Consider the following 24232-nt stretch of genomic DNA (forward strand, 5'->3'; position numbering starts at 1 on the left):
CATGGAAAGAATATTGGAATTATTGATTGCTTGGCCATTTGCAGCTTTTCTGATCTCATTACTTATTCCCAAAGCAAATGAAAAATTAATATCCGGGTTTACTTTCGGAATGATTGGGATGCATTTTTTTGCTATTTTGGGTCTTTTGATATTTTGGGGTATCGAAGGGTTTCCAACGGTAAACCTAAAGGAATTTTCCATATATGAAAGTCATGATATGAACTTTTTTATCGACTTTTATTTTGATCTAGTTACAGCTGTTTATTGTGTGGTAGGTGCCATGCTGACATTTCTGGTCACCACATACAGCAGAATATATTTGCACAGAGAATCAGGATACAAAAGATTTTTTTATACCATTTTGTTTTTCTATGCCGGCTATACGCTTGCAGTATTTGCAGGTAATCTGGAGACACTATTTATCGGTTGGGAAATATTGGGCTTGACATCATTCCTTTTGGTGGCTTTCTATCGGGAAAGATATCTTCCGGTCAAAAACGCTTTTAAGGTATTCTCTATCTATCGTATAGGAGATGTGGGTATCATACTTGCGATGTGGGCAAGCCACCATTTATGGCACGAAAATATTACTTTCGAAAAGATACAAAATTATGAGTTGGTGCACCATCATCTCGAAGGTCACACTATGTTTGGACTATTCATTTCAGTCATGATCTTACTTGCGGCTTGCGCCAAATCTGCCCAGTTTCCGTTTTCGTCCTGGCTCCCCAGGGCTATGGAAGGGCCGACTCCTTCAAGCGCCATCTTTTATGGTTCCTTATCTGTTCACCTGGGATTGTTTTTATTAATCAGGACCATGCCATTTTGGGAACATCAGCTGATTGCCAGAATTTTGATTGGTGGAGTAGGTATATTTACTGCTGCTATCGGTGCATCAATAGGTAGAGTACAATCTTCAGTAAAAAGCCAGATCGCCTATGCTTCAGTAGCGCAAATTGGGTTAATGTTTTTAGAATTAGCATTGGGTTTTGAGACAATGGCGCTTTTTCATTTTGCAGGAAATGCTTTTTTGAGAACATATCAGTTGCTTGTGTCGCCTTCTGCTGTGAGTTATCTGATCAGAGAACAATTTTATCATTTCGAACCTAAACATGAACATATTGGTACCCATTTGTATAAAAAACTGGAATATTCATTATTTTTATTGAGTATCAAGGAGTACAATATGGATGAGCTATTGGATAGATTATTGTGGAAGCCATTTAAAAATTTGGGGAATTTATTGAAATTTATAAATATCCGCAATCTGTATTTTATTACAATACCTACTTTTTTTCTAGGTGTAATATTGCAAATTACCAGATTTAATTTACCGGAAGTCATTGTTGAATTTTTGCCAGAGATCTTTGCTTTGATTGGATTGTTTTTAGTATTCAGAGCTTATGCTGGTCGGATAAATGTATTTGTGGTCTGGACACTTTTGATAATGAATCATTTTTGGGTCACGTTGGCCATATCTTTTAATGATGCGCTAACCATGTATGAAATTATTTTTCATTTAGCAGGTGTAATATTGTCCGGAATTCTTGGATATATCATCCTTTGGAAAATGACCAAAGCCGAACCGGATGTAGATTTGAACAGGTTTCAGGGGCATGTCTATGAGTACCCAAAGATGGCATCTCTATTTTTAGTTGCTTGTCTGGGTTTGGCAGGATTTCCTATTACATCAACATTTATAGGAGAAGATATACTTTTTTCTCATGTAGCATACGATCAAATCTTTTTAGCTTTTTATCTTGCGCTCGGTTTTGTCATATCCGGCATTGCGTTGATCAGAATGTATGCCAGAATATTTTTGGGACCACACCTGAAGCGATATCACGAAATAGCGCAGAGATCATCTTAAGTGATTGACTATAAGCATGATATTATTTTATTACAAACTTTAACATTATCAAAATGTTGACTAAAAAATATTTATATCCTATTGTATTTGTCTTTGTCTTTGTATTAATAGTAAATCATACACTTCAGGCCCAAAATAGCAGGCTAAGTGATAATAGTACAATTGGATGGTTTAGTGTAAACAGTACATTTAAAATTTCTTCCAAAATAGGGTTTACTACAGAATTCCATTGGAGAAGAGTGGAACTGGTAAACAAACCTATGGCAGGATTATGGAGAAGCAGTTTAAATTACCAAATACACCCAAAAGTTCAATTCAGGATTGGTTATGCATTAATAGAAAACTTTCCTTATGGAGTTTATCCCCTCAATGGTTTTGGTAAAGAGTTTACTGAACACAGGATGTTTCAGGCATTATTATTGACAGATAAGATATCCCGATTGGAGCTGTCTCATCGATTTATGCTCGAACAAAGATGGATAGGCAGATACTCAAATGGAGCTCTTGAAAAAGAAGATTCATATGTCTATGGCCATAGGTGGAGATACATGCTTCGTATGCAAATCCCATTATTTAAGCAGTCGATGGATGACAATACAGTATTTCTGGCAGCATCTAATGAAGCGATGATAGGATTTGGAAAAAATGTGAATGAAAATATATTTGACCAAAACAGATTGGCGTTTTTATTGGGTTACAGATTTGATAGCCGGATAAGAATGGAGGCAGGATACCTCAATCATATTTTTCAGCTGGCAAGAGAAATTGACGGCCGAAATGTTTTTCAGCATAACAACGGACTGATTTTCAATTTATTACTATCATTCGATTGGAGCAAAAAACAAAACAAGAATTAAACATTTATACTTACAGCTTTATAAAACCATAAATAATAGCGAGATTTAAGACTTTGGCTTTTAATTAGTTAAAGAAAATGATATTAAATCAAGATCTTTTGCGTTTTGTATACAACCTTGATTGGATTATCTTTGGTAAATTTAATTTTTCTAGCTTTTTATGTTAAATGATCAATATTTTACCATCCATTCAACCACATTTGGTGAGTACAAAGAAAAAGGAAGTAAATTTTTAGCTTACTGCCACCCATTCAGCCGCGAAGACGACCTCCAGGTTATTTTGGCTTTGATAAAATCAGAACATCCGAAAGCCAGTCACTATTGTTTTGCTTATAAGATAGGTCTGGATAATAACCGCTTCAGGTCAAATGATGACGGAGAGCCATCCGGTACAGCAGGAAAACCTATACTTGGACAAATCCTAAGTAACAATCTCACAGATATCCTTATTGTGGTGGTGAGATATTTTGGAGGTACCAAGCTTGGAGCTTCAGGTTTGATTCATGCTTATCGTCAGGCTGCCATAGAAGGTTTGTCAAATGCATCAGTCATTGAAAAATTTAAGACTACCAAGTATGTGCTTACATTTACTTATGAGCACATGGGCTCCATCCTGGCATCTCTAAAAACAAACCAAATTAATATCTTGGAGAAGTCCTTTGATAATCAATGTTTTGTAAAAATTGAAATCAGAAATTCAGAAGCGACAAAAAAAATAATCCTTTTAAAAAGTCACTTACTTGGTGTCAGCTTGGATCAGGTATCTGAAGATACAGTTGTTGAGTTTTGCAGGATTAAAAAGCTTCTTGAATAAATGAGATAATTCCTATAAAATCTTACTATGATGAAGCTTGTGTTCAAAGATAGGTTTCAAAAAGGATAGTATCCTTAAGTGGCTTCGACTCCGTTAGCACTGCGCTCAGCCACCACCGATATTCAAGTCAAAAACGGTGGTTGAGCGTATCCGCCGCGGCGGAGAATCCGAAACCACTCTTTACAGTGGTAGGTTTCAATCTATGATACCTATTTTTACTTTTCAATAGCTATATTAAAACTGACATTAAAGGTCCTTTCCAACTGGGCTACGTCAGATCCTAAAATGGTATTGACAAGATTTTGCTGTCCTTGCAGTGGAGGAAGCTGATAAACAAACTGACGGTATTTGACATTCACCCGATTCATCAGGTTAAATACAGAAAAGCCAATTCTGGAATCATATCCTGCAAGTTTAAATTTAAAATATGCTCCGACATCAAGTCTGTGATATGCAGGCAGTTTTTGAATGTAGTGCTCCACAACGAGATTTGCCCGTTCTATCGGTGTGCGAATGGATGAGAGGTCAAGATAAGGTCTGCCTGTGGCACCAATGTACGTTCCGGAGAAGTCAAATTTGCCAATAGAAATGGTGTTGACCCACTTCAGCTGATGCCTGCTATCTTCTGATGATGGAAATAGTTGATTTTTAAAGAGTTGAGCAAATCGATTGTCCGACTTACTCAAAGTATATGTGAGCATAGAAAAATATTTATCATGCTCATAAGAAAAAGATATATCAATCCCCTTGGTTTGACTTTCTCCTTTAAAAAGTAAAAAACCATTTGAAATGACTCCCGGATCAGGAGGGCGTAATCCCGGCATTTGGGTGGCATGTATGACAGCACCGTCCAGCGTCCTGTAATAGGCCTCTATATCAAGATTCAGACGTCCAAATGACTTCCAGATGCCGAGCATGATGTTATTGCTTATGCCTACAGGGACGCTGCTATTATTGCTCAATGCAAAAAACTGTTGCTTCTGACCCAGGGCATTTTCATGCTCAAACAGCCTTACCAACTGAGCTTGCCTTCCTGCAGAAGCTTTGATGAGCATATCTTTCTGTAATGATTTGCTGATATATATCTGTGGCAATAAATAAAAGGTCTTTAAACTATGGAAAACCGAAGTCCTGATACCAGGTTCTATGTACAAATCACTTTTGTCCCCAAAGGAGATTTGAGTAAAGATGCTTGATTCAGAGGCTCTTCTGTTGATTTCAAAAACGGGATTTTTATCATTTTCAATGTACAATTCATTGTCGTGTATGATATGTTCCAATCCGAATAACAGACCTTTCATCTGATTCATTTTATAACTCAATTTTAGTCCTGTATCTTTGATATCATTGCGATTGAGTATTTTAACAGTGTCTCTGATAATTCTGTTTTTATCTCTTCGTACTATATTGCTGGTAATGTCGTAATTATTAAAATGACTGGTAAAATATCCTGAGAATTTCAGTTCTGAGTCTTTTCCTTTGTAGGAGTAGTTCAGTCCGGTCGTGAGATTTTGCCATTGACTCACTTGATTAAAGAGTTCATCGTTGACTTCAGTATTTCTGACTTTAAAGGTGATATCATATTTGTCATTGAATCGGTCTTTGCTATTGAATATATTGGCTTCTACTCTGTGATTTCCTTTGCTGAATAGCACCTTTCCGTTGATGTCGTAAAAATCAAAAGATGGATTGGATGTTATCTGACTTGTCCCACTTTTTGATGCATTGGGATTTTCAATATTTTGCCTTTGGCTCAGGTCATAAAATCCTGATTTTGTCAATTCTGTATAGGTAGTCCTTCCTGAAAAAGAAAAAGCCAAATGATTTCCTACCGGAATATTCAGAAACGCACCTGAATTCAGAAGATTCAAGTCAAGATTTAGCTGAAATGGTTTGATCGCTTTTTCACTTTCCATTTTTACCAGTCCGCTTGTTCGACCACCAAAATCGACAGGTATATTATTTTTGAAGAGAGAAATATCTTTTACATACCAAGAATTAAAAGCACCGAAAATGCCAAAAAAATGATCAGCCTTATATACCGGCATCTCATCCAATATCAGGAGCGTTGCCTCTTCATTAGCACCTCTTATCCTTATCCCTGCTTTGGAGTCATTGATGGCGCTCACTCCGGGCAAAATCTGCAATGCTCTCATCACATCCTTTTGAAATACAGAACTTTGAAGGACTTGTTCGAGAATTTTTTGATCAGAAGAAACCGCCTGGCCTTTTGTAAAACTTAGTTTTTTCTTCAGGGTATTGATAGTGACTGGCACTACTTTTACAGGGTCAGGATACAGTTTGACTTCAAAAAAAAGGTTTTCTGTGTTGATATTTATTGTTTTGTCCTGATGTGCCAAAGAATGGATGTTGAGTTTTTCCACCCTTTTGTTTTTTGGTATTTTGATAAAACAATCTCCGTCCTCATCTGTAAAACCATAATAATGTCTACTGTCGTCGTATATCGCAGCATATGTCACAGGTGTTTTATCCTGACTATCTTCAAGCCGGATATGCAGGATGACATCTTCCGCTTGTTCGATATCTTTTGCTTCAGACCTTACCAAAAAAGAGTTTTGACCACTACTGGCAAATTCCAACTGATAGACACTGCATATTTTTCCAAAAAGATGTTCTATTGAAGATGCCGTCAATATTCTGTCAGCCGTAGCATGATAAGCTGATAATGTTGGAGAATAAGCTATCAGGGCATTATACTTATTTTTAAATGACACCAGAACATCTGTACAGGTATTTCCTTTTTTTATGACAATGGAGAAGTGTTCACTATCCTGACACGATAACGACACGATATTTCCAAATGAAAATACGATAATGAGAATGACCTTACACAATAAATTAACGTTTTCGATAATTTGGATATTTTAACTAAAACTGCACCAAAAATACAATTATTCTATTTAGAAATGGTCACAGTTCCATTTTTTTCAATTGTATATGTAAGACCAAGTGGCCAGGTCACTGAATATAACGCTTCATTTAAATCATTTTTTCTAAAGAAGCCGGTATAAGGTAATTTTGACAATCCATCGCTTATATTTACAGAAACATTGAATTGTCTTTGTAGCTCGCTTACAACTTCTGAAAGTGGCTGTGATTCAAATGTATATATGCCGTCAAGCCAGGAGACAGTATTAGGTCTTTCATCTGATCCGTCATCAAATGCAAGTGAATCCGACTTCAAAACAACCATATCTCCCGGAAGAAGGATTGATTCCTTCCCATCCTTTTTATTGAGTTTGACTGCAACTTTTCCGGTTTTACAAATTACTTCAAATGTTTTATTTCTTGAAGTCACACTAAAGCTTGTACCAAGAACTGTAACATTTCCCTGAGATGTATTAACTGTAAACGTAGATCCTTTTTTCACTTCAAAAAACGCAGTTCCTTCAAGCTCAATTGCTCTGACTTTGTTCCATGCTTTGGCATTATAGCTGATTTTTGAATCAGGACTAAGTATGACACTTGACCCATCAGGTAATGATTCCGTAAGCTGCTGCGCATACTCGGTTTTTACTTCCGTTTCAGTATGAATACCAATTCTGTATACCAATACTAAAAGCATGCATGCTGCCGCAAGTAGTGATATAATTTTAAACTTGTTTCCAAATAATGGTTTTATAGTTGCTTCGGACGAAGTACTTAAATTCGTTGAAGATGCTATTCTATCCCAAACATCCTTTTGCCTGAATGCCAGGTCGTCTTTAAACTCAAGGTTTCTGACAAAAGTAATAGCCTTATTGATTTCGTTTTCCTCTTCGGGGTGTTCATCAATAAAGGCAGACCATTTATCGTCATCCTCTTCAAACTCTGATTTGACCCATCTTATAAATGAATCATTTTCAATAAGTTCATTTTGAAAATTATGTAAATCTTTATTACTCATATGCCTTATTTGTGATGTTACAATGATATAAGTATTTCACTTAATTTTTGTACTCTTTAATATTATTTTATTTTTTATAAATTTAAAGATAACAGAATGATAATCAACCCGATGATCCTTTTCAACTCAATGATCCCTTTCGAAATCAAATTTCTTACAGACTGATAATTGATATCCATGACTTCACAAATCTGTTCGTAAGACATTTCCTGATAGTATTTCAGAAATATCGCTTCTCTTTGTCGGCTGCTCAATTCCTTGAATGCTTCCTGAAGTCTTTCCTTCTTGTCTTTATCTACTTCATCATGGATCATCATATCTTCAACAGACAATGCAAAATCGATCTCTTTATTTTCTGCATAATCAAAAGATGACACCTGATTAGACTTAGAAATGCGACGTATGATTTCCCTCCTCAGAGCCACACACATATACCGGATGATAGAATCAGTATCACTCAGCCCTTCCCTCTTTTGCCATATAGATACAAATAAATCATGGATACTATCTTCAATCAGCTCAACATTATCTGTAAACTTTCTGGCATATGTAGCAAGCCCACGTGCATGTGTGTCATAAATGATTTTGAAGGCTGCCTGATCACCGGATCTGAGTTTTTGCCACAATTGCAAGTCATTCATGCATAAAAATATTTCAGTTTTTTATAAAATTCGATTTCTCAATGACCTAAACTATCAAATATTGAGCAAAAATACATTACTTATCTATATATTTGCGCCATCATTTTAAAAACGACAAATATGACACTTTATTTTGTTCTTCAGGCTGCAGGTGCTAGTGCTTTCAGCTGGATCTTCCCAGTCTTAATGCTCGCATTTTTTTATTTCTTCTTTATTGCTCCCCAAATGAAAAAGCAAAAAGAACAAACTAAATTTTCTTCAGAACTCAAAAAAGGAGATGAAGTAGTCACTGCCAGCGGGATAATAGGACAGATCAACAAGATTGAAGACAATTCAATAACTCTGGAACTGGATAGCAAAACATTCATCAGAGTAGTCCCAAGTGCGATATCAAAGGAAATGACAGATCAGTACAAAGGGAAAGCAAAATAGTCAATTACTGACCAATAATTAGGAATTTCTAATTCCTAACTAATACTCATATCTGATCAATTCTCCCTGATGATGGATATCAATAGTAGGTCTTGATGATGGCTCTACCCTACCGATGATTTGGGCATCTACTCCAAGTGATGACGCTATTTGGATCATTTCCATTGCGACACTCTTTTCTGATACATAACACTCCATACGATGACCCATATTAAACACCTGATACATCTCATGAAGGCTCAAGCCTGCTTCTTCTCTGATCAGATTAAATAATGGTGGTAAGTCAAACATATTGTCTTTTATGATTCTTACATTTTTATTTATAAACTTACTTACTTTTGTTTGTCCACCACCTGAACAATGTATGATACCATTGATTTGCTTACGGTAGGTATCGACTATAGGCTTTAAGACGGGTAAATAGGTACGCGTAGGAGACAATACCAGTTTCCCAATATTGAGTGGTATATTATTTATAGTAATACTATCTGTCAACAATTTACTGCCTGTGTATACCACATCATCCGGAATGAACTGATTGTATGATTCTGGGTATTTTTCAGCATACACCTTACTGAAAACATCATGGCGAGCAGACGTCAATCCATTGGATCCCATACCTCCATTGTACTCATCTTCATAAGCTGTCTGACCAAAAGAACTGAATCCCACTATAAAATCTCCGGGTTTTATGTCTATGTCAATGACATCTTTTCGACGCATTCTGGCAAAAGTCGTATAACCCACATCTATGGTTTGGACTATATCACCCACATCTGCTGTTTCACCGCCGGACAGTGTGATATTGATTCCATATTTGGAAAGTTTATCCAGGTAATTTTGGGTATGGTTTATCAGAATACTCAGGACTTCACCCGGTATGATACTCTTATTTCTGCCAATGGTAGATGAAATCACTATATTGTCCAAACATCCTATACATGCCATGTCGTCCAGATTCATCACGATAGCATCTTCGACGATACCTTTCCAAACTGATATATCTCCGGTCTCACGCCAATATATATATGCAAGACTCGTTTTTGTACCCGCTGTATCAGCATGCATGATATTACAGTAATCAGGATTGCCTCCTGTGACATCAGGAATTATTTTACAAAATGCATTGGGAAACAATCCTTTATCAAGTTTTTTGATAGCATCATGTACTTCATGCTTGGACGCCGAAACACCCCTTTTGTCATATTTTAAGTTGTGAACACTCATTAATTCTTATATCGATGAAAAATAAGGTACAAAGTTACTATTTGTGTGTATAACAAACTGCACGAATTCAAATTTTCTTCATCGCTACCCTCATTCCCAAGCTTAGCTTGGCAGGCTCTGAAGAGCCTGTCAAGCTAAGCTTGAGACATCCCACCCAATTCAACCACGTTTCTACCATTTATTAAAAAGAACACTGAAAAAGTGGAATTTGTTATACACACTTACTATTTTGGATTCTATTTACCAGCTTGTGTCTCCAATAGTTTATTTTTCACAACATTTTGTAATTGTAATGGTGTGCCAATAAAAAATTAATACACAAACCTTCTGGAAATGAAAAAAAGATAATATCTTGCTTCGAATTTTACAACCAATACCTGATTGCCATGATGAATGAAAGTGTAGAAAGCATAATGATCACAGATCTGATCACTTTGGGACCGGAGAGTACTGTCGAAGAAGTCAGTGATATTTTCAAGTCAAAAAACATTCATCACATACCCGTTATCGACAAAGGAATACTCGTAGGTATGGTCACCACGTTTGATATGTGGAAAATTAAATCCACTATGTCTGAATACAGCAAAATTCTTGTAAAAGATATCATGACTAAAAAACTGGCAAAACTTGAGCCTGATGATAAAATAGGTACAGCTGCTGAATTGTTTTTAGTAAATCGGTTTCATGCTATTCCTGTGGTAAGAGATGGTTTATTAGTAGGCTTAGTAACCACCTTTGATATCCTGAGGTACGAATTCCGAAAAGAATACCCTGATCCTATTTTATTTAAAGATGTCCTTGATAAAGGTCTTGATGCTGCGCATCAATAGGTAATTGTTTGATAACATTTGGAGATAACTTTTGTACTATATGTTCGCAAAACTTAGTAATTCGATATCAATATCGTTTAGATAAGACAAAGTTATGAAATCCATCCCTTTCAAGGGAAGGATTTAGGATGGGTAAAACAATTAAAAATACCTTAACTAAACGACATTGAACTCAAAATGCATCATTCGCCATTCAGATCAATGACATTATTTGCAACCTCAAAATTTACATTTTTAGATATAATTTTTACCACTGAACCCAAAACCTACCTTACATGACTGAAACCAGTAAAATCCAGATCTTTGTCACGGGAGGTACATTTGACAAGGAGTACAACTACATCACCGGTCAATTATATTTTAAAGATACTCATCTTCATCAGATGTTTGACCGTGGCAGAAGCACCCTTGACGTAGATATAAAGACACTGATGATGATAGATAGTCTCCAGATGACCGATGCTGACAGAGAAATCATCATATACTCCTGCAAAAAAAGTGAATATGAAAAAATTGTACTAACTCATGGTACTGACACCATGGTCCAGACAGCATCAGCCATTGCCAAGCACAAAATAGCTAAAACTATTATCATTACAGGTGCGATGATTCCGTATGCATTTGGGACCTCATCTGATGGTTTTTTTAACCTTGGCGCAGCATTGGCTTTTGTGCAAACACTGCCTCATGGTGTTTATATAGCCATGAACGGGAGATATTATCTATGGGACAAAGTCAAAAAAAATACCAAAACAGGATATTTTGAGTATCTATAATTTGTTTCACTCTGAGACAACTCAGTTAAAACATATTCCCGGATGATAATTCCTTTCTTTCCACCTTGTCTCCCAGTTTGTAAAGGTTGGCCCAAATGACATTAATATCTGTAAGAAAACTACAATTTTTAGCGTATTCTATATTTTTAAGTCTAAAAAAATCAGGAGTGTAGTTCAAAACTTTTTGCGTCATAGGATACTTAATAATTCCTCTTTTCAAAGATGGTAAAAAATTATAATCTTCATTTTTGCCACCATAACCTACCAAAGTATATTTACCAAAAAAGGTTTTAAAAAGATTTGATATCAGAGCGATACGAAAACCACAACTAACAATTAAAAACGGTATAAAGGGTATCAATACAAAAGAAACTATGATATCCGTCATTCTTTTGTACCTCTTATTTTGCTCCTGTCCTATCACATAAGGCAGGTCAAAGCTATATAATTGTCCCTGTTGATTTTTATCATCACTACCTAAGATGCTCAATGAATTATCACCTCCGATCTTAAATCTCACTTTGCTGTTGCACTGAGACATACTCTGAATGATTTCTTTAAAACTTACGTCATCACTACTAAAAATCACATCAGTTATATGAAGTGACTGTATCATAAAATGAAGATTTGATAGTGAATTGTGATAAAAAGATGCATCCGAATTTTGGTCAGGAGCAACATAATATATATTTTCAATATCTGAAAAACTGTTATTCAATATCTTCTCCAAATATAAGGCGTTGATCTTGGAAGCCACTATAATCATATTTTTTCGGTCAGTCATCTTCTCTGTCTTCGCTGTTACTCTTTTGATGACAAATTTTATCAACACGGTAATTAATAATGTCCAGAATATGCCAAAAACAATTAGTGCCCTACTAGCCCTCAAATACTCCGGCAATAATGCATAAACCGAAAGTGAAACTACACTACCCCAAAATATACCGTTCAATGTGTTTTTGGTGGAATATTTTTTATCATAATGACCAAAAAACCACAAAAAAAAGACCCAAATGAAAGAGCATGTGAAAAGTAAAAGATATATAGGTGCATCATCATAATATCCGGGTGCTCGAAAGTAATAGGTCGCCCATAATGTTTTTGTGAGACTCAAACCTCCCAGAATCAGCAAAAAATCGAGTATCTGCCTAAATCCGATTTTAGTGAACCTTCCGATGCCTGAGAGCAGGGCCCTTGCTCCGATAGCCCAATGTATAAATCGGGTAAACTTTCGTGATGTACCTGTATTAAAATGTTTGCTTACATAAATGGACATGGCACCATAAAATGATTTTATATAGTTCAAACTGCTCTTCTTTGTACTTTCCCCTTTAAAATGGACAATACTAGTTTCCGGAAAGTAAACAATTTTGTACCCTGCTTTGAGAATTCTGTGGGAAAGATCTATATCTTCTCCATACATAAAAAAGGCTTCATCCAGTAAGCCGGTTTCATCCAAAACTGATGATCTGATAAACATAAACGCACCACAAAGTACTTCTACTTCATTGATCTCATTCTCCGGCAGATACCCTAGATTGTACCCACTGAAAATTCTGGATTTCGGAAATAAGTCGGAAAGATAAAATAGCTTGCAAAATGAGTTCCACATCCCTGGAATCTGCCTTTTAGATTCAGGTAAAAACTTACCACTTCCATCAATCAAGTGAACTCCAAGTGCTCCTGCTTGTGGGTGGTCCTTCATATAAGCATGACACATCTTTAAAGTATCTTCTTGCAATATGGTGTCGGGATTGAGTAAAAGTATGAATTTTGATGACATCAATCTGATAGCCTGATTATTAGCTACAGAGAATCCTTTATTTTCAGTATTTTCGATGATGTGGACCTCAGGATATTGACTGTGTAAAAGGCACAACTACCATCGACAGAGGCATTATCAACCACCCAAATTTCGATTTTCATTCCTTCAAGAGAAGAAGTCTTTATAGATTGCAGACACTGCACCAAAAAATGTCTGACATTATAATTGACTATAACTATGCCCAGGTCATTTTGGTACTTCATCAGATTTGAAAAGAGTATGGTATTCTGGAAGCAATCGATCTGCCTAATGTCAGCTCATCTGCATACTCAAGATCGCCGCCAAATGCTACACCCCTTGCAATTACAGAAATCCTGATATCAGTATCTTTAAGTAATTTGGAAATGTAGTATATTGTAGTTTCGCCTTCGATAGTAGGGCTGATAGCCATGATAAGTTCACTTATATTTTCTACCTGAATCCGGTTGATGAGTTGATCTATGCTTAAGTCTCCGGGACCTATACCGTCCAATGGAGAAATCACACCTCCCAAAACATGGTATCTGCCACTAAATTGATTGGTATCTTCGATGGCCATGACGTCTCTTGCGTTTTCTACGACACATAAAATCCCTGATTTTCTGGATGCGTTGGTGCATATATTGCAAAGGTCGTGATCCGATATGTTGTTACAAACCCTGCACTTTCTGATGTCTGTGTTCAGTCTGGTGAGGGATGTGGATATTCTCTGCGCTTTATTTGTATTGTCCTGCACAAGGTGCAATGCCAGCCGCAATGCCGTTTTTCTTCCTATCCCAGGAAGAGATGCGAGTGCTTCTACAGAGTCTTCAAGTATTTTAGACGAAAAATTCATGGGGCAAATTTAATATATTGTAATACATTGCATATATATAATAGTGTATATTTTTGCTTTAGAGACAATTTGTGATCTTGGTATCTTGTAAATAAATCTTTGAACAGCTTACAAAGGATTGTTTTCATTATTTTTTTGCTGAGAAAGTGTATCTTTGTCCCAACAAAGATTTATTCATGGGGTTATTGAATCTATCTGAATTTTACGTTTGACTTTTTTTAAGAATTATGTCAGAAATCATCAGAAATTTTTTTCCAAAAAAGCATAAAAGCGAAGATGAATCCAAGGAAATGGGCTTTCTGGATCATTTGGAAGAGCTCAGATGGCATGTCATCAGGGCAGGTATTGCTGTGATTGTGATTGCTATAATAGCATTAGTATTTCAAAATGAAGTATTTGAATATATCATATATGCTCCAAAAAAACCGTCCTTTATCACCTACAAAGTTTTTTGTGCTATATCTGAAGCTACATGTTTTAGTCCTCCGGAACTCCCTCTGATCACTCGCGAGCTGGGAGAACAATTTTTTATGGGGATTACCGTTTCGCTTTATTTAGGAGTGGTAGTAGCCTTTCCGATTATTTTTTATGAATTCTGGAAATTTATCAAACCAGGATTATATGATCAGGAAATCAAAATAGCCAACAGACTTATAGGCGTCACATCATTGCTTTTTTTACTGGGAGTGAGTTTCGGATATTTTGTGATAGCCCCGTTTGCTATTACTTTTTTGGGCAGTTACTCAGTAGGAACCGAAGCCATCAACAGCCCCACACTTGCATCTTATGTCAGCTATCTCACCATGTTTACCATACCTGTAGGATTGGCTTTTGAATTACCAATAGTGGTTTATTTTCTTGCCAAAATCGGGATTATTGGTCCGGAGATTATGAAAAAATTCAGGAAGGAAGCATTTCTTGTTATTTTTATCATAGCAGCAGTGATCACTCCACCGGATGCACTGACTCAGATCCTGGTAGGAATACCAATGTACATTTTGTACGAAATATCCATTACCGTTGCCGCCAGAGTTGTAAAAGACAATGAAACCACAAATACCCCACAGCCCAATGACGCATAGGGTTTCTTCCAATTTAACTTTGTTTTTCAAACTGTTTCTGCCGACGGCGTGGATAGTTTTTTTTTCTTCTTTTACACTTTCCCTTTTCATTATTAGTGAACAATCTTTGCCCTTTCTTACGGCACCTGTATTTAAGTACCCTTTTTTATTGGCTTTTTTATTCTTTTTGGGGTTGATTTATTTTTCCATCATGCAGCTGAAAAGAGTCGAAATGGCAGGTGATTTTTATGTAGTATCCAATTACTTTAAGACGGTAAAACTTTATTATCAGGATATCCAATCTATAAAAATTATCTCTATCGGAAGATTGCAAATCATGACTTTCAAATTAAAAGGAAAAGGGAGTTTCGGTGATAAGGTTGTATTCCTTGCAAGCAAACAATTGTGGAATTTATTTTGTAACAGCCACCCTGAAGCGAAGTCGACTCTAGACCAGCTTATCCAATAAGGTTATCATAGCTTTATCTTAGACTTTTACACCTTTGAGTGCTTTTGATATATTGGCATCCAGTGATCTTTGTGCCAATGGTAAAGAATAGTCATTGAGCTTTGTGATCGCTGTATGAATAGTGTCTTTTTCTCCTGAATGCACGGCTTTTTCGAGTTTTTCAGTCAAATTCCTCAACTTCTCTATCTCAGCATCTGAAAGAATATCTTCATTTTGTTGGATAAACTTATCTGAAGCCTGAAGAATATTATTAGCTTCATTAATCGCTTCCAAAATACCTCTTTGCTGTACATCATCTTCTGCATTTTTTATTGAATCAAGTAACATGAGCGCCATCTGTTCTTCCGAAATACCATAGGTAGATCTGATGTCAATGGAGGATTCCATTCCTGATCTTAGCTCACGCGCCTTTACAGTAAGTATACCATCAGCATCTATGATAAATTGCACTTCTATTTTGGGCATTCCCGCTACCATTGGAGGTATATTTTTCAGAATAAACTCTCCAAGTTTTCTGTTATGCTGTACAAGATCCCGCTCACCCTGATAAACAGAAATCCTTAGATTGGTCTGCCCATCCACTGATGTAGTATATTGTCTTCCGGCTTTTGCAGGTACTTTGGAGTTGCGCGGAATAATGGTATCCATCAGGCCACCTACTGTCTCTATACCCAATGACAAAGGCGATACATCCAGCAATAATATGTCTTTTCTGTTTCCCGCAAGGATATCAGCCTGAATCGCAGCACCGAGTGCAACTACTTCATCAGGATTTACAGTATCATCAGGAGTAATTCCAAAAAATTCTTTGAGGTGGTTCTTGATTAGAGGAATCCTGCTCGAGCCTCCTACTAAGATCACTTTGTCAATTTCTACAGTTTTGAGACCGGAATCTTTCACAGCCAGTCTTACACTTTCCATTGTCTTTTCTATCACAGGTAAAATCAAAGACTCAAAAGTAACTTTGTCTATTTCGAGAGAAAGGTCTCCTATCTTCGTTTGGAAGTGATCATGAGAAGAAAGAAATATTTTAGCTTCCTCTGCGGCCAGTCTTATTTCCTGTCCGAAATTCAAACTTTTGGCTTCATTCCCGTGAAGAGATATATTCTTATTTTCCCAATACTCGATAATAAGCCTGTCGATATCATCTCCACCTAAAAACGTATCTCCATGAGTGGAAAGTACATCAAAAACACCATCTTCCAGATGAAGAATAGAAATGTCAAATGTACCTCCACCTAAGTCATAAACTGCAATATTGGAAACAACATCACGACTCAGACCTATTCCATAAGCCAGACTTGCTGCTGTGGGTTCGTTGACTATCCTCAAAACATCAAGACCTGCAAGTTTGCCTGCATCTCTTGTGGCCTGCCGTTGGGCATCATTAAAATAAGCTGGAACAGTAATGACTGCCTTGGTGATCGGACGTTTTAGATGATTCTCTGCATCTCTTTTGAGTGACTTTAGGATTTCAGAAGAAAGCTCTACAGGTGTATAATATTTATTTTTCACTCTTATTTTGACCAATGCTTCCTTATCTTCATCAATGATTTCATAACCTATACTGGACTTCAACTTACTGACATCATTAAAAGATTTGCCCATGAGTCTTTTTACTGAAAAAACTGTGTTTTGAGGATCTGATACCAAAAACTTTTTCGCTTCAGCACCAACAATAATGGTCTCGTCTTTACTAAAATGTAAAACCGAAGGAGTGAGCGCATTTTGTCCGCAATTTGATTTGATAGTTACAGGATTTTCTCCTGCAATATAAGCAACAAGACTATTGGTAGTACCCAGGTCGATGCCAACAATCACATCTTTCTCTTCTTCTGCATTTATACTCCCTGTCTTGAGATCTATTGGAATTTTCATTTTGTATGTCTTGTGTCAAGTGTTTGTTTATAAATGCTCAGGTTGATATTTTTTTTTTGTAAACCTGAAAAGATATAAAGATTATATCTTATAGTTCATAATAATTTGTTATAAACATGTAAAATATCATATGGTTTATTAATAGAAGGCTTTATAAAAAGATATGGTTAAGTCATTTAATAATTCCGGCAAATAATTTCATTTTTTTTCTTTAAGTTTTGACCTACTAATTTGCAATTTAATAAATTAAAACTTTACTTTGCAGAAATTTTTTAACCACCTAAATTTCAATATGAAGACTTTAAATACATTTTTATTGGCAATGTCAATTTTGCTTTTAATTCCATCTTGTGTCAGCAAGAAAAAACTGAACGAAGCAAATACAGCTCTTGAAGCTCACAAGTCACTTTTGACAAGATGTGAGGATAGAAGTAAAGATCTTGAAGCACAACTTCTTGAAGCTAACAGAAAACTGGAAATGGCTAATGCCAATCTGAAAAAATCAAACGATGAGTTAGTAGGAAACAATGCAAGAGTAAAAGCTCTTGAAGATCAGATCGTGGTGCTAAAATCATCACAAGGCAATCTTTTGGAACAGTTAAACACTGCTTCAGTCCTGAATAAAGCCGGTGCAGAAAGCATTAAAAAATCGCTCGAAGCTATCAACATGCAGAGTGGATACATTCAGGAGCTTACTAAGTCTATGCAGTACAAAGACTCTGTAAACCTAGCACTTGCTCTCAATCTTAAAAAATCACTTAGTGACTTTAATGACAAAGATATCACGATCGAAGTTAAGAAGGGAGTGGTGTACATCTCGTTGTCAGACAATATGCTTTTTAGATCAGGTTCTGCCATAATCAATCCGGCAGCTGAAAGTGTCCTGGCAAAAATTGCATCCATAGTCAATGATCAGGCACAATTGGACATCCTCGTCGAAGGCCACACAGACAATGTTCCTATCAGTACAGATTGTTATACAGATAATTGGGACTTAAGCGCAAAGCGAGCTACTTCTGTCGTAAGAACCCTTCAAACTAAGTTTAAAGTAGATCCTTCCCGGATGACTGCAGGTGGTCGTTCAGAATTCACTCCTAAAACTTCCAACTCTAATGCTTCCGGCAGAGCAGAAAACAGAAGAACAGAAATCATCGTATTACCTAAACTGGATCAGTTCTTCAAATTATTAGAAGCTCCAAATGCTCCAAAATAGCAGACAATAAAACGCAATAAAAAAGGGGGCAATTTAGCCCCCTTTTTTATTTTAATGAGATTGAATTACGATTTTTACATCTTTAATTCTTCTTTTTCAAACCGCCATATCTTCCAGTGCGCCATACATTTAAATATTAATCGGCTACCCTTTTACCCACTCTCCTTTCATCAGTACAGCAGACAATGTCAGTAAAATTAAAACTAAATTGGCTTCTTTCGTTCAGTCACCTTACGAAAAGTAGAAAAACGCTTTTTGGCACTTTCATCACCGGAAAATGGTCTTTAGTCAACCAAATATTCAAACGAATTCGTTCTTAATAAAATACACTTAAATGACTTATTAATTGGGCAATATATTACTTTAGTTTCGCCATTTTATATATAAATTACACCATAATGGCGAAACAAAAACATTTTAGTTTCGCCATTTTGATAAATATGTTGTACCTTTGGAGCGTAAAATATGGATTATATGGAATTGGTAGGACGAAAAAAGGAAAAAAAAGCCTTGCTTGATTTGCTAAAAACAGATAAGTCAGAGCTTGTGGCAGTCTTAGGTCGTAGGCGTGTGGGAAAGACATTTTTGGTAAAGTCTACATATAAAGGGAATGTCCTTTTCCAAATGACTGGTTTGTACAAAAGTACATTATCGGAGCATATGGAGCGATTTGCAAAACGTCTCGGTGAAGCCTATGGACTAGATATGGCTACATTGCCGCCTAGAGATTGGTTTCATGCATTTGATATGTTGCAGACGTTGATAGGACGACAAAAAGGTAAATCAAAAAAGGTAATATTCCTAGATGAGTTCCCTTGGATGGCTACCAATAAATCCAGGTTTTTGACAGCATTTACGGACTTTTGGAATTCTTTTGCTGTAGATAGAACTGACTTGGTCATTGTGATCTGTGGTTCGTCCGCTTCTTGGATGATCAAAAAAGTCCTAAAGAATAAAGGTGGACTACACAATAGGGTGACATCAAGGATAGCATTGTTGCCATTTACACTGTCAGAAACAGAACTGTTTTTACAGAAAAAAGGTATCATCGCTACACGGCCAGATATCGTACAGCTTTACATGGCATTGGGTGGTATTCCGTATTATTTGGATATGCTACAGAAGGGAGAGAGCATCGTACAAGCAATGGATAGAATATGTTTTGAAAAGGATGCACCCTTATATTTGGAGTACGACGAGTTGTTTAGCTCATTGTTTAATAAGAGTATCCGACATCAAAAAATAATACAACTTCTAGCAAATCATCCGAGTGGTATGACGAGGGAGAGCTTACTTGAAGCAACAGACTTTCTATCAGGTGGTGGATTTTCAGATTTATTGGACGAGTTGACGTATTCTGGCTTTATAGCGACTGAGATACCTTACGGAAAAACAAGTAATGAAAGCATCATCAAACTGAAAGACTGCTACACGCTATTTTACTTGAAATACATCAAAATTTATCATGGTAAATCTTTCGGAATATGGGCGAAATTATCAGCAATGCCAAGCTGGAAAAGTTGGAGTGGCTTGGCTTTTGAAAATGTGTGTTTCAAGCATATACATAATATAGTCAACGCATTAAAAATAGGAGGTATATTGAATACTTATCACAGTTGGGTGCATCGCGGCAAAGACGAAATGAAAGGCGCACAAATAGATTTATTGATAGACCGAGCAGATAATGTGATCAATATCTGCGAAATAAAATTCAATCAAGCACCCTTTGTAATTACTTCAGACTACGTGAGTAAAATTAAAACCAAACTAGCTTCTTTCAGTCACTTTACCAAGAGCAGAAAAGCCCTTTTTGTTACATTTATCACGGCTTCAGGCTTGCAGTCAAATAAATATTCCAATGAACTCGTTCAGAATGAAATACACCTAGATGACTTATTTAAAGAGTAAAAAGTAAATTTTGTTTCGCCATTTTCTATATAAAATGCAATAATATGGCGAAACAAAAATATTTATGTTTCGCCATTTTGACTTTATTTTCTATTTCATCAAAATAATTTTTTACAACTCACCTGTGCTTTGACTAGATAAACATTTAGTAATGGTTAAACACAATCGCTGTATAACATATAGCTATTGGAATATTTAATAGTAAGATTCCCAATGTTTTTAAAAGATGCATTTTATATTCTGGCCTTATAAACATATCGCCTATTAATGCTAAAGCAAATATTAGATTTATGGCAACTGCTATAATTAAGTAAATAAAGCCAAACACCAAAAGTGCGCCTGGGTCAAATAATAATACTTGGGATAGAAATATAACTGTACCTAATATAAATGAAGTTATAGCTACTATCCTTGATGCCTTAATAAGATGATCGTTAATTTTACTGCAAATTAGTGTTTTCATTTAAATCTCCTTCCTCAAACCACTTAATCTTCCGGGTCACATACATCGTCAATGCAACGATGACAAAGAGTCCAATCGATCCAGCGAGTAAAGCTGTTTTTTTCAGTTGAATAATGATATATATGTAAGCAAATAATGCTACCATTAAGCCAAAAAGTAAACCTGAGCTTTTCTTGTTCTTAAACATACCTAAACTATACAAAAATATCAGTCCAATAGTAGCAGCAGCAGCCCCAAAATACGCCAAATCAAACCCCCAAAACTCGGAAATGGAAAGAAGTAAGGTGAAAAATATCGCTAATGCTAGGCCAATCAAGGTGTATTGGAAGATATGGATGTGTATCCGATGCACAATTTCCGTAAGGAAAACAACCATAAATGTCAGAATCACAAATAGGATCATATATTTGCCGGCACGATGCGTTTTAGCATAGTTATCGACAAGCACGCGGATTTCAACACCAAAAAGGTTGTCTCCAAGCGATATATTCGTATTTTGTTTTACAAATGCAGGGGTAGATTTATTATACTCTAAAATATTCCATGTCGCATCAAAACCTTGAGTGTTGGTAGTATGGTCTGGCAAAAATCCTCCGAAATAGACAGGATCCGCAAAAGATGATTGGATATTGACTTTTGTAGACTTTGCTAAAGGAGCAAATAAAAGTGCTTTTGATCCTCTTAATTTCAAACTGTATGAAAAAACATAATTTTGCTTCGTGTCACCCAAGTCGATTTTTCCTTGTAATCCAGTAGTTATATTGTACGTTTGATAATCATTTGCAGGCAAAGCATAAGCGTTTTCCTGTTTGGATATTGGCAAACTAGAAAAACTAATATCCGACATACCAGGGTTTAGTGAGACAGTTTTTCCATTACATTGTAGGGCTATTTCATCATTGATGCCTTTCAAATCCGAAATGCCCATAATTACCGATGCCTCATTCCACAATATATCTGCTGAGTTGATGTTGGTTATTGAAGATTCGGGTAGTTTGAAGCTTCCTTTGACAGTAAGGGCTGAGTTGTAGAGTAGCACTTTGTAAAGGCTTCTGTACTTTTCTTCAGTATTCAATTTGCCATCTATCGATAATTGCTCAGGAAAGATGACTATCTGAGTTTTTGTTTTTACAGCCGGTTTAGTTTTATCTTCACCCTGTATGTATTGGAAATAAGGTATAACTACTGCAGGTCCAGTGTGAATTTGTTTGCTGCCCCAGCCTTTGGACACTTCATCGATAACGGTTTCGCTGAGTTTTTGACGTTCTTGTACCAAATCCAAAATCATAAACTTTGGGATCAATAGAAATAAAGTGAGCATAAAAATTAGGGCTAGTTTAAGAGTAATTTTGGTTCCTTGATTCTGAAAAAAAGATGTTGTTGTCATGTTTAAAAATATTTAGTGATTTAGTGAATGATTAAATAAGTGAATTTGTAAATGAGTGAATTTGTAAATGAGTAAATGATTTAGTGTCATTGCGCCATAGTGGCAATAAGTATAAAGTACTTTGTTTTTCAAAGTTTAAATACAAAAAAATATAACAATACAATCTAGCCTTTGCCAATCAGAGTTGCTAATGCTTCTATGTGTTTTTGGAAAGATTGTTTTCCTATCGCTGTCGCCCGATATGATGTCTCTGGTTTTCGCCCTACAAACGCCTTGCGTACTTCTATATAATTTTTACTTTCCAGCGCAATCGTATGACTTGCCAGGTTGCCATCAGACAGCTCAAGCATTTGCTTCATATCGTTGAAGTTTACCCATTCATTGACCATGAGGATAGACATGATGCCCAGCCTGACGCGACTTTCGAAGTCCTTGTTTATATTGTTGATATTGATATCTTTCACAGCTGATCTTATTTGTATTTTTGGTACATCCAGACACCATAAATTATGTGAAGGATTCCAAAACCAATACCCCAAAATACCAAACCATATCCTACGAAAACAGATGCTAAAATCCCAAGAGTCAATTGAAAGATGCCAAGCCAAAAAATATCAGATTGCGTATATTTGGACGCACTCACCAAGGCCAATCCATAAAATATCAACATACAAGGTGCCACCAAGTAAAAGAGATGATGCCACGTGATAATGATACAAAACAATCCACCAATCACGAGTGGAATAGCTGCTGCTTTGATCGTATTTCTGGTCGCTGCTGACCATAATGGATGCCTCAGTTTTTTAGACTTCTTCACTGTAAAGTAGATACCAGATGCGATTGCCAATACTAAGGTCGTTATCGCTACGATGGCCAGTTGAATGATGACTTCATAGGAATAATAATTGGGTTTCCCATCAAAATAATCAATCTGATATTGAGCCAAGATATAAAATGTCAAAGCACAACTAGCCAAAGCCACCAATCCTGCCCCTACGCCGGACAAGCCACTAAGCGAGATGAAGGTAGATGAGCGCTCCATCATCTGCCGGATATGTGTTAAATCGTTTTCGTATTTGTTCATATGGAAAATATGTTCTGATATATTTTAGGTAAAAAAATGATTATGCCAATTAAAATCGAAATTGTTGCTAATATCAAAACGCCACCTGCGCTTGTATCTTTTATGAATTTTATTTCTGAATTTATATTCGGACTGATGAAATTACAAATTTGTTCTATTGCAGTATTAAATGTTTCGGCAGCCAAAACCAAGTCAATACAAAGTAAAACAGCAACAAATTCTAAACTACTTAAATCTAAAACTATTCCTGCAAACAAAACTATTAGAGCAATAACCAAATGAATTCTGAAATTGATTTCTGATAACCACATCACCTTGAAACCATTGAAGGCGTGAGTGATGCACTGAATAAGTGAATATTTATGTTCTTTTACTTTCAATGGTTTATAATTAATATTTCGGCAAAGGGAAATTAACTTTCATGAACTCTATCTTATCAAATAACTCCCCTACTCCCAAACTCGCCCATATGATTAATACAATTAGGATTACTTTGACAATTAAAAGGAAATTCGGTTTTAAATACTCAGAAATCAGATTGAACAAAGGCACATAAAACACGAAGGATATTAAAGTAATCAAATATTCCAAAAAAGGATCATTGCCCCAAAAGCAGTTGACAAAGCCAATAAAAGTACATAAGAGACCAAAAACCAAATTTATAGAAGAAGATTTAACTTTATTATTCATTGCATATATTAAATTATTTTAAAGTACTTTGTAATACAAAGTTACTTATAAACTTCATATCTGCAAGAATTATTGTGAAAAATTAT

22 protein-coding genes are annotated in these 24232 nt (G+C 36.0%); 10 read left to right on the forward strand and 12 right to left on the reverse strand.

Annotated features, from left to right (window positions below; translation table 11 throughout):
* Position 1: 1 nt before the first annotated feature.
* The 3 genes from IPK35_13160 to IPK35_13170 all read left to right on the forward strand — a co-directional run bounded on the left by IPK35_13160 (position 2) and on the right by IPK35_13170 (position 3541).
* Positions 2-1870 carry a hypothetical protein gene (locus IPK35_13160; GenBank protein ID MBK8054183.1) on the forward strand — a complete coding sequence of 623 codons (1869 nt, stop codon included), beginning with the start codon at positions 2-4 and terminating at the stop codon, positions 1868-1870.
* 53 nt (positions 1871-1923) lie between these two features.
* Entirely contained in the window at positions 1924-2727 is an 804-nt protein-coding gene (locus IPK35_13165) for a DUF2490 domain-containing protein (protein MBK8054184.1), read from the forward strand.
* A gap of 160 nt (positions 2728-2887) precedes the next feature.
* Complete coding sequence (locus IPK35_13170) at positions 2888-3541, forward strand: YigZ family protein (protein ID MBK8054185.1); 654 nt, start codon at positions 2888-2890, stop codon at positions 3539-3541.
* Between the two features lie 215 nt (positions 3542-3756).
* Here IPK35_13170 and IPK35_13175 read toward each other — a convergent pair whose 3' ends face one another.
* From IPK35_13175 to IPK35_13185, 3 genes are all read right to left on the reverse strand, one after another.
* A complete protein-coding gene (locus IPK35_13175) occupies positions 3757-6396 on the reverse strand; it encodes a TonB-dependent receptor plug domain-containing protein (protein MBK8054186.1) in 2640 nt (879 codons plus the stop codon).
* Positions 6397-6458: 62 nt separating this feature from the next.
* Entirely contained in the window at positions 6459-7448 is a 990-nt protein-coding gene (locus IPK35_13180; GenBank protein MBK8054187.1) for a FecR domain-containing protein, read from the reverse strand.
* A gap of 74 nt (positions 7449-7522) precedes the next feature.
* Positions 7523-8089 (reverse strand): sigma-70 family RNA polymerase sigma factor, encoded by a 567-nt coding sequence (locus tag IPK35_13185; protein ID MBK8054188.1) that lies wholly within the window; start codon positions 8087-8089, stop codon positions 7523-7525.
* A gap of 120 nt (positions 8090-8209) precedes the next feature.
* On the opposite strand from IPK35_13185, the gene yajC reads away from it, so the two are divergent.
* Entirely contained in the window at positions 8210-8521 is a 312-nt protein-coding gene (gene yajC, locus IPK35_13190; protein ID MBK8054189.1) for a preprotein translocase subunit YajC, read from the forward strand.
* Between the two features lie 39 nt (positions 8522-8560).
* Here the strand turns inward: yajC and IPK35_13195 are convergent, their stop codons facing one another.
* Positions 8561-9748 carry a phosphoribosylformylglycinamidine cyclo-ligase gene (locus IPK35_13195; GenBank protein MBK8054190.1) on the reverse strand — a complete coding sequence of 396 codons (1188 nt, stop codon included), beginning with the start codon at positions 9746-9748 and terminating at the stop codon, positions 8561-8563.
* Positions 9749-10134: 386 nt separating this feature from the next.
* On the opposite strand from IPK35_13195, the gene IPK35_13200 reads away from it, so the two are divergent.
* On the forward strand, positions 10135-10578 hold the full coding sequence (locus IPK35_13200; GenBank protein ID MBK8054191.1) for a CBS domain-containing protein: 444 nt from the start codon (positions 10135-10137) through the stop codon (positions 10576-10578).
* A 275-nt stretch (positions 10579-10853) separates the two neighbouring features.
* Positions 10854-11354: an asparaginase gene (locus tag IPK35_13205; GenBank protein ID MBK8054192.1), complete on the forward strand. Its 501-nt coding sequence runs from the start codon at positions 10854-10856 to the stop codon at positions 11352-11354.
* A 25-nt stretch (positions 11355-11379) separates the two neighbouring features.
* Here the strand turns inward: IPK35_13205 and IPK35_13210 are convergent, their stop codons facing one another.
* Genes IPK35_13210 through recR form a run of 3 tightly spaced genes read right to left on the reverse strand, consistent with a single transcriptional unit; the run spans position 11380 to position 13993 of the window.
* Positions 11380-13137 carry a glycosyltransferase gene (locus IPK35_13210; protein MBK8054193.1) on the reverse strand — a complete coding sequence of 586 codons (1758 nt, stop codon included), beginning with the start codon at positions 13135-13137 and terminating at the stop codon, positions 11380-11382.
* 23 nt (positions 13138-13160) lie between these two features.
* The gene (locus tag IPK35_13215; protein MBK8054194.1) at positions 13161-13382 is read right to left on the reverse strand and encodes a glycosyltransferase; all 222 of its coding nucleotides are present in this window, start codon (positions 13380-13382) and stop codon (positions 13161-13163) included.
* The gene (recR, locus tag IPK35_13220) at positions 13382-13993 is read right to left on the reverse strand and encodes a recombination protein RecR (GenBank protein ID MBK8054195.1); all 612 of its coding nucleotides are present in this window, start codon (positions 13991-13993) and stop codon (positions 13382-13384) included. Before recR ends, IPK35_13215 begins: the two co-directional genes overlap by 1 nt.
* A gap of 227 nt (positions 13994-14220) precedes the next feature.
* Here recR and tatC point away from each other — a divergent pair, with 227 nt between their 5' ends.
* Together tatC and IPK35_13230 are read left to right on the forward strand one after the other, a co-directional pair.
* A complete protein-coding gene (gene tatC, locus IPK35_13225; protein ID MBK8054196.1) occupies positions 14221-15075 on the forward strand; it encodes a twin-arginine translocase subunit TatC in 855 nt (284 codons plus the stop codon).
* A 190-nt stretch (positions 15076-15265) separates the two neighbouring features.
* Positions 15266-15523: a hypothetical protein gene (locus tag IPK35_13230; GenBank protein ID MBK8054197.1), complete on the forward strand. Its 258-nt coding sequence runs from the start codon at positions 15266-15268 to the stop codon at positions 15521-15523.
* Between the two features lie 18 nt (positions 15524-15541).
* On the opposite strand, the gene hscA is transcribed toward IPK35_13230, so the two are convergent.
* On the reverse strand, positions 15542-17401 hold the full coding sequence (gene hscA / locus IPK35_13235; GenBank protein ID MBK8054198.1) for a Fe-S protein assembly chaperone HscA: 1860 nt from the start codon (positions 17399-17401) through the stop codon (positions 15542-15544).
* Positions 17402-17693: 292 nt separating this feature from the next.
* On the opposite strand from hscA, the gene IPK35_13240 reads away from it, so the two are divergent.
* A complete protein-coding gene (locus IPK35_13240; protein ID MBK8054199.1) occupies positions 17694-18614 on the forward strand; it encodes an OmpA family protein in 921 nt (306 codons plus the stop codon).
* Positions 18615-19088: 474 nt separating this feature from the next.
* Positions 19089-20522: an AAA family ATPase gene (locus IPK35_13245; GenBank protein MBK8054200.1), complete on the forward strand. Its 1434-nt coding sequence runs from the start codon at positions 19089-19091 to the stop codon at positions 20520-20522.
* A 440-nt stretch (positions 20523-20962) separates the two neighbouring features.
* On the opposite strand, the gene creD is transcribed toward IPK35_13245, so the two are convergent.
* The 4 genes from creD to IPK35_13265 form a co-directional block, all read right to left on the reverse strand.
* Complete coding sequence (gene creD / locus IPK35_13250; protein ID MBK8054201.1) at positions 20963-22372, reverse strand: cell envelope integrity protein CreD; 1410 nt, start codon at positions 22370-22372, stop codon at positions 20963-20965.
* 164 nt (positions 22373-22536) lie between these two features.
* On the reverse strand, positions 22537-22773 hold the full coding sequence (locus tag IPK35_13255; protein MBK8054202.1) for a transcriptional regulator: 237 nt from the start codon (positions 22771-22773) through the stop codon (positions 22537-22539).
* A 71-nt stretch (positions 22774-22844) separates the two neighbouring features.
* Positions 22845-23456: a hypothetical protein gene (locus tag IPK35_13260; protein ID MBK8054203.1), complete on the reverse strand. Its 612-nt coding sequence runs from the start codon at positions 23454-23456 to the stop codon at positions 22845-22847.
* Positions 23453-23836 (reverse strand): diacylglycerol kinase family protein, encoded by a 384-nt coding sequence (locus tag IPK35_13265; protein MBK8054204.1) that lies wholly within the window; start codon positions 23834-23836, stop codon positions 23453-23455. Before IPK35_13265 ends, IPK35_13260 begins: the two co-directional genes overlap by 4 nt.
* Positions 23837-24232: the final 396 nt, after the last annotated feature.

Source organism: Saprospiraceae bacterium, assembly GCA_016713025.1.
Taxonomy (GTDB): Bacteria; Bacteroidota; Bacteroidia; order Chitinophagales; family Saprospiraceae; genus OLB9.